General features: G+C 72.7%; 11 protein-coding genes. 1 reads left to right on the forward strand and 10 read right to left on the reverse strand.

What is annotated here, in order from left to right:
- Positions 1 to 34: 34 nt before the first annotated feature.
- The 7 genes from ACWCHM_RS25075 to ACWCHM_RS25105 all read right to left on the reverse strand — a co-directional run bounded on the left by ACWCHM_RS25075 (position 35) and on the right by ACWCHM_RS25105 (position 9,234).
- Positions 35 to 502: a DUF4442 domain-containing protein gene (locus ACWCHM_RS25075; RefSeq protein WP_204958832.1), complete on the reverse strand. Its 468-nt coding sequence runs from the start codon at positions 500 to 502 to the stop codon at positions 35 to 37.
- 141 nt (positions 503 to 643) lie between these two features.
- Positions 644 to 1,948, reverse strand: a complete 1,305-nt coding sequence (locus tag ACWCHM_RS25080) for an ABC transporter ATP-binding protein (RefSeq protein WP_204958831.1) — start codon at positions 1,946 to 1,948, stop codon at positions 644 to 646.
- A 134-nt stretch (positions 1,949 to 2,082) separates the two neighbouring features.
- Positions 2,083 to 4,257, reverse strand: coding sequence for a bifunctional glycosyltransferase/CDP-glycerol:glycerophosphate glycerophosphotransferase (locus ACWCHM_RS25085; protein WP_454220090.1), 2,175 nt, complete (start codon positions 4,255 to 4,257; stop codon positions 2,083 to 2,085).
- A 17-nt stretch (positions 4,258 to 4,274) separates the two neighbouring features.
- Positions 4,275 to 6,239 (reverse strand): DUF5941 domain-containing protein, encoded by a 1,965-nt coding sequence (locus ACWCHM_RS25090; RefSeq protein WP_454220091.1) that lies wholly within the window; start codon positions 6,237 to 6,239, stop codon positions 4,275 to 4,277.
- Positions 6,236 to 6,976, reverse strand: coding sequence for an ABC transporter ATP-binding protein (locus ACWCHM_RS25095; RefSeq protein ID WP_204958828.1), 741 nt, complete (start codon positions 6,974 to 6,976; stop codon positions 6,236 to 6,238). The genes ACWCHM_RS25090 and ACWCHM_RS25095 overlap by 4 nt, the downstream gene beginning before the upstream one ends.
- Positions 6,977 to 7,804 (reverse strand): ABC transporter permease, encoded by an 828-nt coding sequence (locus tag ACWCHM_RS25100; RefSeq protein ID WP_204958827.1) that lies wholly within the window; start codon positions 7,802 to 7,804, stop codon positions 6,977 to 6,979.
- Between the two features lie 59 nt (positions 7,805 to 7,863).
- Positions 7,864 to 9,234 (reverse strand): L-serine ammonia-lyase, encoded by a 1,371-nt coding sequence (locus ACWCHM_RS25105; RefSeq protein WP_454220092.1) that lies wholly within the window; start codon positions 9,232 to 9,234, stop codon positions 7,864 to 7,866.
- A 310-nt stretch (positions 9,235 to 9,544) separates the two neighbouring features.
- On the opposite strand from ACWCHM_RS25105, the gene ACWCHM_RS25110 reads away from it, so the two are divergent.
- A complete protein-coding gene (locus ACWCHM_RS25110) occupies positions 9,545 to 9,751 on the forward strand; it encodes a PspC domain-containing protein (RefSeq protein ID WP_204958825.1) in 207 nt (68 codons plus the stop codon).
- A 123-nt stretch (positions 9,752 to 9,874) separates the two neighbouring features.
- On the opposite strand, the gene ACWCHM_RS25115 is transcribed toward ACWCHM_RS25110, so the two are convergent.
- The 3 genes from ACWCHM_RS25115 to ACWCHM_RS25125 all read right to left on the reverse strand — a co-directional run bounded on the left by ACWCHM_RS25115 (position 9,875) and on the right by ACWCHM_RS25125 (position 12,245).
- The gene (locus tag ACWCHM_RS25115) at positions 9,875 to 10,642 is read right to left on the reverse strand and encodes a DUF4230 domain-containing protein (RefSeq protein ID WP_204958824.1); all 768 of its coding nucleotides are present in this window, start codon (positions 10,640 to 10,642) and stop codon (positions 9,875 to 9,877) included.
- A gap of 101 nt (positions 10,643 to 10,743) precedes the next feature.
- Complete coding sequence (locus ACWCHM_RS25120; RefSeq protein ID WP_204958823.1) at positions 10,744 to 11,907, reverse strand: acyl-CoA dehydrogenase family protein; 1,164 nt, start codon at positions 11,905 to 11,907, stop codon at positions 10,744 to 10,746.
- A 32-nt stretch (positions 11,908 to 11,939) separates the two neighbouring features.
- Complete coding sequence (locus tag ACWCHM_RS25125; RefSeq protein WP_145917627.1) at positions 11,940 to 12,245, reverse strand: type II toxin-antitoxin system VapB family antitoxin; 306 nt, start codon at positions 12,243 to 12,245, stop codon at positions 11,940 to 11,942.
- Positions 12,246 to 12,351: the final 106 nt, after the last annotated feature.

The raw sequence follows: 12,351 nt of genomic DNA on the forward strand, positions 1-12,351 counted from the left end.
CAGCACCCCCACCGGGCAAACCCCGCCACGCGGGTCAGCGGTTCGGGCGCAGCGTCCACTGGACGGTCATGGTGGCGGTGACGGTGCCGTCGGGGGTGCCGATCTCCACCGCGACCGGGAACTCCGGGCGCTGCCCGGCGTCCAGTTCGGCGAGCACCTCGGCCGGGGGACGACCGAGCCGCGCGGTGGCCCGCACCTCCCCCATCGCCACCCGCCGGTACGCGATGTCGGCCCGTACGGCCAGCGGCGTGGCCCGGTCGAGCATCTGCCCGAACGCCGCCATCACCACCGCGCCGGAGGCGGTCTCGCCGAGGGTGAACAGGGCGCCGGCGTGCGGACCGCCGACGTGGTTGTGGGTGGCCGGCGAGTCGGGCAGCCGGACGACGGCCCGGACCCCACCCTCGGCCTCGGGCGCGACCTCGACGAACTCGAAGCCGAGCGTGCGGGCGAACGGGACGGCCCGGAGCACCCCGGCCGCCACCTCGCGGGAGTCAACGGTCATGACCCTGACGTTACCCGCGGGTAAATACCCCGCCAATACCGTGCGCGATTGTCGCCGACATTGCGTCAGGTGGACCTGCGGACACCGCCGTTCCAGCGGACCCGGCGCATGGCGCGACCACACCGTGCCCGCGGCGGCCCGTCAGCGCCAGCCGACGTCGATGCGGTCGCCGCGCTCGTCGAAGAAGTGCAGGGCGTCCATCCGGACCGCGACCGCCATCGGGTGTCCCGCCGCGATCGCCGGGTACGGGGCCAGCCGGACCGCCAGTTCGGCCGGGCGGCGGTGGTGGCGGCCGGGGTCGTTCAACACGCTGGTGCGGTTGCCGCCGGGCGTCCGGTCGACCTCCTCCGGGTCGGTGGCCCGCCCGGTGAGCCGGGACATGACCTGGCCGAAGCGGCGCAGCCCGCGCTGGCCGGGGGCGGCGTCGTCGGCGGGGGCGCTCATCTCGTCGACCATGATGGCGGTGGCGCCGATGTCGAGGAAGGCAAGCGACTCGTGCCCGTGGTGCTCCAGGTAACGCACCCGGCCCTGGAGCACGTCGCCAGGGGTGTCCGGGGCGACCGGGGTGAGCGCCTCGGCCCGCATCCCGACCACGATCCGTTCGCCGTGGTAGTGCGCCACCGCCCGGCTGCGGATGTCGTCCCACGGCAGGTAGAGCGCCTGGTCGCCGAGGGTGAGCGTGACGTACCGGTCGAGGTGGACGTAGACCGACGCCTCCAGCAGGTTCATCCGGGGGCTGCCGAGGAACGCCGCGACGTAGAGGGTCGCCGGCCGGCCGTACACCTGGGTGGGGGTGCCGACGTCCTGGAGCACGCCCTTGCGCATGATGGCCACCCGGTCGGCCATGGTCAGCGCCTCGGCCTGGTCGTGGGTGACGTAGATGGTGGTGACGCCCAGCTCGCGGGTCAGCGCGGAGATCTCGGCGCGCAGCTCGGCCCGCAGGCCGCTGTCCAGGTTGGACAGCGGCTCGTCCATCAGGAACAGCCCCGGCCGGCGGACGATCGCCCGGCCCATCGCGACCCGCTGCCGCTGGCCGCCGGAGAGCTGGCTCGGTTTGCGGCCGAGCACGTCGCCGATGCCGAGCGCGCTCGCCACGTCCTGCACCCGCTCGCCCCGGGGCACCGGCTCGACCCCGGACAGCTTCAGCGGGAAGCCGATGTTGTCGCCGACGGACATGTGCGGATAGAGCGCGAAGTCCTGGAAGACCATGGCGATCTTCCGGTCACGCGGCGGCAGGTCGTTGGCGACCTCGCCGTCGAGCATCACCGCGCCGGTGGTCGGCTCGGCCAGGCCCGCGATCATCCGCAACACGGTCGACTTCCCGCAGCCGGACGGGCCCAGTAGCACCATGAACTCCCCGTCGACGACGTCGAGACTGACGTTGTCGACGGCGATCGTCCCGTCCGGGAATACCTTTGTGACGTCCTTCAGCGCGACGGTGGTCACCGTCTCCTCCCCCAGCTTGGCCGAACCCCGGGTTGACTGTGACGAGCATCATCGGGTTAGCACATCGGGTAAACGTGCCATGTTCGGCTGATGACAGCCCTATTACGGGCCAGTACGGCGATCCGCCCGGATCCTCACCCCGGTTCACCGAGGAACACCCGCCGGACCACCCGTTCCGCCGCGTGTCCGTCGTCCCAGCCGCAGAACCGTTCCCGGAACGCCCGCCGGGCCCGCTCGGCCGGTGGAGCAGCCTCCGCGCCGGAACGGAAGACCTCCCGGAGTTCGTCGAAGGTCAGCGCGACCGCGCCCGGCGGCTCGGCGGTCACGTCGAAGTACACCCCCCGGGCCAGCCGGTAGGCGTCCCGGTCCGGCGCGTAGATCACGATCGGCCGGTCCAGCACCGCGTAGTCGAACATCGCCGACGAGTAGTCGGTGACCAGCACGTCGGCGGCCAGGTAGAGGTCCTCGACGGTGCCGACGTCACTGACGTCGACCACCCGCCCCCCGGCCCGCCGCCGGACCCGGCCCTCCCGGTCGTGGAAGTAGTGGCTGCGCACCAGCAACCGACCGGCCGGCCCGAGCACCTCCAGCAGCCGGTACGGGTCGAACGGCGGCCGGTAGCCGGGCAGGTGCTCGCGGTGGGTCGGCGCGTAGAGCACCACCCGCTCGTCCGGGGCGATCCCGAGCCCGGCCCGGACCGCGCGCACCTCCTCGGCGGTGGCGGTGACCAGCCGGTCGTTGCGCGGGTAGCCCACCTCCAGCCGGACGTAGTCCGCCGGGTAGGCGCGGTCCCACATCTGGGTGGAGAACGCGTTGGAGGTGATGCTGTAGTCCCACCGGTCCACCCGCCGCAGCAGCCCGGCGAAGTCCATTCCGACCGCGCCGAGCGGGTACCGCTGCTGGTCCAGGCCCATCACCTTGACCGGGGTGCCGTGGTGGGTCTGCACGTGCACCTGGCCGGGACGCTTGCGCACGAAGTCCGGGAAGTTGACGTTGTTGACCAGCCAGCGGGCCCGCGCCAGCACCCGCTGGGCGTCGCGGGTGCCGGCCACGACGTACTCGGTGCCGGGCGGCAGGGTGTCGACCCGGTCCCGGCGCACGATCCACACCCCCCGTACCTGCGGGGCGAGCCGGCGGGCGGCGGCGTGCACCGCCGCCGGGTTGCAGGCGTAGCCCCGGTACCAGTAGGCGGCGTAGACGGCGAGCGTCGGGTCGATCGGCCGGCGCAGCTCGGCCCGGTAGTACTCGTGCAGCAGGGCGTCCCGGGTCAGCCGGGCGGTCCGCCGGGCCACCGGCCGGACCCGCCGGCCGGTCACCCGCGCGGTCTCCCGGGCCTGGTTGACGGCGCGCAACGCGCTGAAGGTGTGCCACCGGCCGGCGGCGACCAGCCGGTGCTTGAGCCCGTCCCCGCCGTCCGGCACCGGGTAGCCGCCGGGCGGGCGGAAGCGCCTGTGGTCGGCGGTGATCCGCCGGAAGAACGCCTGCCGCAGCGCGGGGGCGATCCGGTCGCCGTTGCCGAGCACGGTGAGGTAGTGCCAGATCATCCGCTCGAACACCGCCGGGCGCAGGCCCGCCAGCTCGGGCCGGTCGTCGAGGAAGGCGAACACCCGGTGCCACTGGTCGAAGACCTCGAAGTGCCGGTCGTCGAGGGTCCGGGTGATCGCGCCCGCCCGACGCTGCCGGTAGTGCACGCAGACCCGGTCGAGCACGCCGATCCGCCCGGCGGCCAGCAGCACCGGGTAGCTGAACGCGACGTCCTCGTACCAGCCGGGGGCGAAGCGCAGCCCGAGGCCGGTCAGGAACTCCCGGCGGACCAGCCGGTTCCAGGCGGTGTGCAGCAGGCGCAGCGTCTCGGGCCGCTCCGCCAGCCGGAACGTCGCCGCGCCCGGCGGGTCGCCGAAGACCTCCGGCAGGGCGCTGCGGGTGGCGCGCTCGTCCCAGTGCACCCGGACGTGGTCGACCAGCAGCACGTCGGGGCGGGTGGCGGTGAGCCGGTCGGCGACCTCGGTCAGGCAGTCGGGGGCGAGCCGGTCGTCGCCGTCGAGGAACCAGACGTACTCGCCGGTGGCCCGGTCCAGCCCGGCGTTGCGGGCCGGACCGAGCCCGACGTTGCGCGGCAGGCGTACCGCGCGGACCCGGGGGTCACGGGCGGCGTACTCGTCGAGGATGTCGCCGCAGGCGTCCGGGGACCCGTCGTCGACCCCGATCACCTCGATGTCCCGGTACGGCTGCCCGAGCAGCGAGTCCAGGCACTCGCGCAGGTAGCCCTGCACCCGGAAGGCCGGTACGACGAAGCTGATCAGCGTCATCCGCCCCGCCCCCGTCGTCAGCCCGGCGAGGCACCCCGCACGGGTACGGCCGCCGCCCGGCCCGCGCGGGCCGGCAGGACCACCCAGGCCAGCACGACACTCGCCACGAAAACCACCAGAAGGTACGTACCGATTGTAGCCATGGCAGGGGCAGCAAATCCGGCGATCGCCGCCACCGCCAGCAGCGCCGAACGCCCCTCCCAGCCCAGCGTCCAGGCGTGCAACGGTGGCGCCGCCTGCCGCTTCTCCAACCGGGCGGTCAGGTCGTAGTGGTGCACGGTCAGCACGAAGACGTACCCGAAGACCAGCCAGGCCGGCACCCCGCCGATCACCCCGACCACGGCGGCGAACAGGTACTCCCCGGCCCGCAGCGCCGCCGGCACCAGCCAGTCCAGCGGCCCGTTGTGCGCCGCGCCCGCACCCAGCCCGGCGACCAGCAGCACCACCAACGCCACCGGCAGCCACCAGCGCAGCCCGCCCGGGTCGCCGTCACCGGCCACCCGCAGCAGCCCCAGCACCAGCAGCACCGCCGGCCCGAGCGCCCCGAGTACCGCCAGGGTCAACGGGCCCATCGGCCGGACCACCGGCAGCCGGGCCGCCAGCGGCCCGTCGTCGCGGTGCAGCGTCGCGTCGACGGTGTCCAGCACCGGCACCCACATCCAGCGCGCCCGCAGGGTCCGCAACGCGCCCGTGTAGCCGAAGGCCAGCACCCCCCAGACCAGCACCGAGACCAGGCTGACCAGTGGCCCGAACAGCGCGGCGGTGACCGCGATCAACGCCCACCGCTCACCGATCGGGAAGACCACCGTGCGCTTCAACCAGTACGACACCGAGCCGGTGTCCGCCTGCACCCGGGTCGAGGCGGCGTTCAGCTTCCCGCCGATCCCCCCGGCCGCCGGGCCGGCCGGGCGGGGACGCCGGGCCGCCTCGTCGTGCAGCACCCCGTACCAGGCGTCGGTCATGTGCCTGACGGTCTGCAGGGTCATCGCCGCGATGGCCAGCGCCCAGCCGTAGCGGAACCCGGCGTGCGTCGCGCCGTAGCCCAACCCGGCGTAGACCAGGTACTCCTTCGCCCGGTCGGCCATCGTGTCCAGCCAGCCGCCCCAGGCGCTGAAGTGCCTGGTGTAGCGGGCCAACTGCCCGTCCACGCAGTCCAGCACGAACCCCAGGTAGAGCAGGACCGCGCCGGCCACCAGGGCGGGCCGGCCACCGACGCCGAAGAGCACCGCCGCGACCACCGCGAACAGCACCGAGATCATGGTGACCCCGGTCGGCGTCAGGCCCAGCCGGGCACACGCCTTCGTCACGTACGGCGACCAGGTGCTGACGAAGTAGGTGGTGAAGAAGTCGTCGCGTTCCTTCACCGACAGCCGCAGCTGCGCCCGGTCCTCGTCCACCCCGGCCAGGGCCGTCTCGGCGGCGGCCAGCCCGACCGGATCGGCGACCCGGTGCGCCACCAGCAGGCGTACCCGGTGGGCGAAGGTCAGGGTGCCGAGGTCGGCCAGCGCGGCGAACAGCCGGTCCACGGCGACGCCTGACGCCGGGGCGACGGCCGCCGAGCGGGCGGCGGCGGCCAGCGCCGGCAGGTCGTCCGCGCCGACCCGCAGCGCGCCGCCGAAGACGCCGGTGGCGTCGGGCAGCTCCGGGCCGGCGTCGACCACCTGCCCGCGCTCCTCGCGCACCAGCGTCGCGCCGGCGGCCGGCGGGTCGGTGAGCACCAGGGCCACCGTCGGGCCGACCGGGCTGGTCGCCAGGTGCCGCAGTACGGCCGTGTGCGCGACCAGGTCGCCCCCGGTGACCAGGACCGGGCCGGTGACGGTGTCCACCAGGGCGGCAAGCGCCTGCAGGTCGGCGACGGTGTGCACCCGCTGTGCCCCGGCCCGGTGCAACTGCCCGGCGAGCCGGTCGGCAAGCGGTTCACCCGTGCCGGTGGGCAGGCCCGCGGCCGACGCACCGGCGGCGAGCACGATCGCCACGGTCATCGCGGCACCGCGGCGTGGTACGCGTCGAGCGCCTCGGCGACCGTCCCGTCCACGGTCAGCCGCCCGCCGTCGAGATAGAGCCCCCGACGGCAGAACCGGGTCAGGTCCTTCTCGTTGTGTGACACCAGCACCAAGGTGCGCCCCTCCGCGAGCAGTCGGTCGATCGTCGAGTAACACTTCTGGCGGAACTCCGCGTCGCCCACCGCGGTCACCTCGTCCATCAGCAGGATCGGGTGCGGCAGGTGCGAGATGATCGCGAACCCGAGCCGCACCTTCATCCCCGACGAGTAGTGCCGTACCGAGGTGTCGATGGCCCGTTCCACCTGCTCACCGGCGAACCCGACGATGTCGTCGAAGTGCCGCCGCAGGTAGCCGGTGGAGAGCCCGTGCAGCCCGCCGACCAGGTAGAGGTTCTCCCGGCCGGTCAGGTCGTTGGAGAAGCCGGCCGACAGTTCCAGCAGCGGCGCGACGTCACCGGAGACGGTGATCCGCCCCTCGTCGGGGATGAGCACCCCGGCGATCAGCCGCAGCAGGGTGCTCTTGCCGGTGCCGTTGCGCCCGATCACGCCCAGCGTGTCACCCGGCGCGACGGTGAACGAGACGTCCCGCAGCGGCCAGAACTGGCCGGAGGCGGCCCGGCCGCCCCGGTGGATGAACAGCTCACGCAGCCGCAGCTGCCGACGCCGGTTGCGGACGAAGCGGATGCCGAGACCCTGCGCCTCGATGATCGGCGGCACCTACAGTTCCTTCAGCACGGCCGGTTCGAGCCGGCGGAACGCCCACCAGCCGGCCGCCAGCACCAGCAGGCTGCCGGCGATCGTGGTGGTCAGCAGCCGGGCGTCGGGGAACTCGTCCGGGTACCAGATGGCGTGCTGGAGCTGGAAGATGCCGACCAGCGGGTTCAGCTCGTACGCCACCTTCACCCAGCCCGGCATGCCCGACTCCCGGACCAGGCTGAGCGGGTAGATGATCGGGGTGGCGTAGAACAGCACCCGGATGACCAGCCGCATGAGCCGTTCCACGTCGCGCATCAGCACGTTCGCCGCGGACAGCAGCAGGGCCAGCCCGATCAGCAGGGTGCCCTGCACGGCGACGGCCAGCGGCAAACTCAGCAGCGACCAGCCCAGCTCGATCCGGCCGTTGGCGGCGTAGACGACGGCGACGGCCAGCAGGATCGGCAGGCCGGCGACGTACTCGGCGAACCGGCCGGTGACCCGGCCGATCGGGAAGACCTGCCGGGGCACGTTCATGGTGGTGATCAGGCGGGACTGCCCGGTCAGCGCGTTGGTCGCCTCGCTCAGCGCCGAGCTGGTCCACATCCAGGCGAAGATGCCGGTGACCAGAAACAGCGGGTACGACCCGGCGGCCTCGCCGAGGTGCCTGTTGGTCGGCCCGGAATAGAGCACCCCGAAGACGAAGAAGTAGATCGCGCCCATCCCCAGCGGCTCGATCAGCGACCAGAGGTAACCGAGCACGGATTGCTGGTACTTCACCGCGAGGTCGCGTCTGACCAGGATGCGCAGCGAGTTGCGGTGCGACCACAACGCCGTGACGCCTGCGGTCACCGTCGCCTCCCGCCTGACAACAACGGACGACAGGTTAGCAGCCGGTGAACGAACGCCCCTCAGCACTCGATCACGTTGACGGCCAGGCCGCCGCGTGCCGTCTCCTTGTACTTGACCTTCATGTCCGCCCCGGTCTCGCGCATGGTCTTGATGACCTTGTCGAGCGAGACGTGGTGCACCCCGTCGCCGCGCAGCGCGAGCCGGGCCGCCGTGATCGCCTTGATGCTAGCCACCGCGTTGCGTTCGATGCAGGGGATCTGCACCAGCCCCCCGACCGGGTCGCAGGTCAACCCGAGGTTGTGCTCCATGCCGATCTCGGCGGCGTTCTCCACCTGCTCGGGGGTGCCGCCGAGCGCCTCGGCCAGCCCGGCGGCGGCCATCGAGCACGCCGACCCGACCTCGCCCTGGCAGCCCACCTCGGCCCCGGAGATCGAGGCGTTCTCCTTGAACAGCACCCCGATCGCCCCGGCGGCCAGCAGGAACCGCACCACCCCCTCGTCGGAGGCGTCGGGCACGAACCGGGTGTAGTAGTGCAGCACCGCCGGGATGATCCCGGCCGCACCGTTCGTCGGGGCGGTCACCACCCGGCCACCGGCGGCGTTCTCCTCGTTGACCGCGAGCGCGAACAGGGTCACCCAGTCCATCACGCGCAGCGGGTCGGTCGCGCCCGCGTCGGCCTCCAGGCTGCGGCGCAACTCGGCGGCGCGCCGCCGGACCCGCAACCCGCCCGGCAGTACGCCGTCGCGGGTGCCGCCCCGGGCCACGCACTCCCGCATCACCCGCCAGATGTCCAGCAGCCCGGCCCGCACGTCCGCCTCGCTGCGCCAGGACAGCTCGTTGGCGAGCATCACCCCGCTGATCGACAGGCCGGTGCCGGCGGTGACGTCGAGTAGTTCGGCACCGGTCGAGAAGGGGTGCCGCACGGCGGTGGTGTCGGCGGTGATCCGGTCCGCCCCGGCCGCCGCCTCGTCCACCACGAACCCGCCACCGACCGAGTAGTACGTCCGGGTGCGCAGCTGTGCGCCCGCCGCGTCCCAGGCCGAGAAGACCATCCCGTTCGGGTGGTACGGCAGCGACCGGCGGCGGTGCAGCACCAGGTCCCGGTCCGGTTCGAAGTCGATGTCCTGGCTGCCGAGCAGGGCGAGCCGGCGGCGGGCGCGGATCTCGGCGACCCGGGGGCCGACGCTGTCGGTGTCCACCGTCTCCGGGCTCTCGCCGGCCAACCCGAGCAGCACCGCCCGGTCGCTGCCGTGGCCGTGGCCGGTCGCGCCCAGCGAGCCGAACAGTTCGGCCCCGACCCGGGTGACGGTGTGCAGCAGCCCGTCGGCCTTCAGCCCGGCGACGAAGGTGCGCCCGGCCCGCATCGGGCCCACCGTGTGGGAGCTGGACGGGCCGATGCCGACACTGAAGAGGTCGAAGACACTGATCATCGCTGCGCTTCCTCGCCGCCGCCCGGTGGTGCCGGGTCCGGCCGGGTCCGTGGCCGCCGGGGTCCCCGGTGACCTGCTGATCCCGCCCGGGGTGGGGGCGGTGTCGATCGGCGAGCCTACCCGCCCCGGCCCACCGCACCCCGTCGTCCGCACCCCGTCGTCGCGCCGGCAGGCGTCGGCCGGGGTCGACTCGGGTAACCACCTACGGGTACCGGGTCACCGGATCACCCTCGGGACGGAGGGCACGGTGGCCGCCCCTTCCTACCGTGGAATGCAGCGCGGCGGATCGCCGCAGAGTGGGAGTACGACGATGAGTCGCAAACTGGTCCGACCCCGCGAGGGGCGCATGCTCGCCGGTGTCTGTGCCGGCCTGGCCCGCCGGTTCAACACCTCGGCCACCCTGGTCCGGCTGCTGTTCCTGCTGTCGCTGCTGCTGCCCGGCACGCAGGTGATCATCTACCTGGTGCTGTGGATCCTGATGCCCAACGAGGACCGCTACGCCACCACCAGCCACTGACCGCCCCGGCAGGATCGCGCCCGGCAGGATCGCGCCCGGTGATCAAGAGGTTTGCGTCAACTTGGAGATCAACGCTGACGCAAACCTCTTGATCACGAAGACCGCGGTCGAACCCGCTTCGGGTCAGGGGGCCGTGTAGGTGATGGTGATCTTCTCGTAGCCGAGCGAGCGGAGCAGGCCCTCCAGCATCTTGCGGGTGTTCTCCTCGGCGCGCTTGGCCAGGCCGCTGTCCCGGGCCGCCGCGGTGATCCGCTCCTCGGCCATCCGGTAGACCTGCTGCTGCCGGTTGGGGTCGCCCTTGACCAGGTCGCCGATCCGGTTGAACAGGCCGCGCTCCTCGGCGAAGACGTAGCTCTTGTCCATGTCGAGGTTGGTCTCGCCGAGCTGCGGCGCGGGCAGCTTGATTTCGACGGACTTGCCGTCGGCGGACGGCACCACCGCGCCCTCGCCGATCTTGCCGAAGTCGACGTACGCCTCGACGCTGCCCGCCCCGACGAACAGCGTCCGCTGGTTGAGCAGGAACTCCGGCACGTTGTCGCGGTCGTTCTGGAGGTCGACCACGACCTGGAAGTTGCCCTCGGCCGCCACGTAACGGCTCAGATCCTGGATCGACTTGAGCAGCGGCGGCTGGCTGCGGTCGGTCTGTTCCTTGGCGAACGGGTTGCGGAACTCCGGGAAGATCCCGGTCACCTGTGTGCCGAGCAGCACCACCACGACCAACGCCGCCGCGCCGAGCACCCAGAGCAGGCCCCGGGCCGGGCCGCCACCGGTGCGGGGCGGGTCGGCCGGTGGGGTGTCGGGGTCGACCGGGTCGCCCGACCGGGTGCGCAGTGTGTCGGCGGTCGGGTAGCCGGGGAACTCACTCTGGGGGGTTTCACCGTCGCGGGCCATCGCCCTCACCGTCCTCGTCAGACACGTGCTTCTGTCGATGACGGTACGGCCACCGTACGACGCGCGCGCGGCGAGCGACCCGAACGGGTGACGGGAGGACGTCAGCCGAAGGCGGACAAGCCGGTGAGCCGCTGCCCGACGACCAGCTGGTGGATCTCGGAGGTGCCCTCGTAGGTGAGCACGCTCTCCAGGTTGTTGGCGTGCCGCATCACCGGGTACTCGCCGGAGACCCCGTTCGCGCCGAGGATCGTCCGGCACTGCCGGGCGATCGCCAGCGCCTCCCGCACGTTGTTCAGCTTGCCCACGCTGACCTGGTCCGGTCGCAGCGTGCCCGCGTCGGCCAGCCGGCCCAGGTGCAGGGCGAGCAGCAGGCCCTTGTTCCACTCCACCGCCATGTCGGCGAGCTTGGCCTGGGTGAGCTGGAAGCCGGCCAGCGGCCGACCGAACTGGGTCCGGGTGCCGGCGTACGACAGCGCCGTCTCCAGACAGTCCCGGGCCGCGCCGAGCGCGCCCCAGACGATGCCCTGCCGGGCCTCGGTCAGGCAGCTCAGCGGCGCCTTGAGCCCGACCGCGCCGGGCAGCAGGGCGTCCGCCGGCAGCCGCACCCCGTCGAGGGCGATCTCGCCGGTCACCGAGGCCCGCAGCGACATCTTGCGGCGGATCTCGCGCGCCGTCACCCCGGGGGTGTCCATCGGTACGAGGAAACCCCGCACCCCCTCGTCGGTGCGCGCCCAGATCACCCCGACGTCGGCGACCGGCGCATTGGTGATCCACATCTTCGCGCCGTCGAGGATCCAGTCGTCGCCGTCGCGGCGGGCCCGGGTGGTCATCGAGGCCGGGTCGGAGCCGTGGTCGGGCTCGGTCAGGCCGAAGCAGCCGATCGCCTCGCCGGCGGCCATCGCGGGCAGCCAGCGCTGCTTGTGCTCCTCGTCGCCGAAGCGCCAGACGGCGTACATGGCCAGCGAACCCTGCACCGACACCAGGGAGCGGACGCCGGAGTCGCCGGCCTCCAGCTCCAGGCAGGCCAACCCGTACGCGACCATCGAGGCGCCGGCGCAGCCGTACCCGGTCAGGTGCATGCCGAGCAGGCCGAGGCGGCCGAACTCGCGGGCCAGGTCGCGGGCCGGGACGTCGCCGTCCTCGTACCAGCCGGCGACGTGCGGGCGGACCCGGTCGTCGACGAGCCGGCGGACGACGGCCCGGATCTGACGTTCCTCCTCGCTGAGCGAGGCGTCCACGTCCAGCAGGTCCAGCGGGGTGCCCATGGCCGCCACCTTAACGACTGCTCAGGCGGGCGTCACTCGGGCTGGCCGTTGTAGACCAGCACCCGGGCGTGGATCTGGTTGCGCTGCTGCAACGCCGCGCGCAACGCCCGGTGCAGGCCGTCCTCCAGATAGAGGCCACCGTTCCACTGCACCACGTGCGGGAACAGGTCGCCGTAGAAGGTGGAGTCCTCGGCGAGGAGCTTGTCCAGCGCCAACTCGCGCTTGGTCGTGATGAGCTGGTCCAACCGCAACGGGCGGGGCGGGATCTCCGCCCACTGCTTCAACGTCAGGTTGTGCTCCGGATAGGGACGCCCGTCCCGGACCGCCTTGAAGATCACGGCACGCTCCCCTCCCCGTGGTCGGGCCGACCCTCGGCGTGGTGCCGGGTCACGCCGAGCTGCCGCACCGTGCGGCACCGATCACGGTGCCAGCCTATCCGTCCCC

This window comes from Micromonospora sp. SCSIO 07396, from assembly GCF_053667945.1.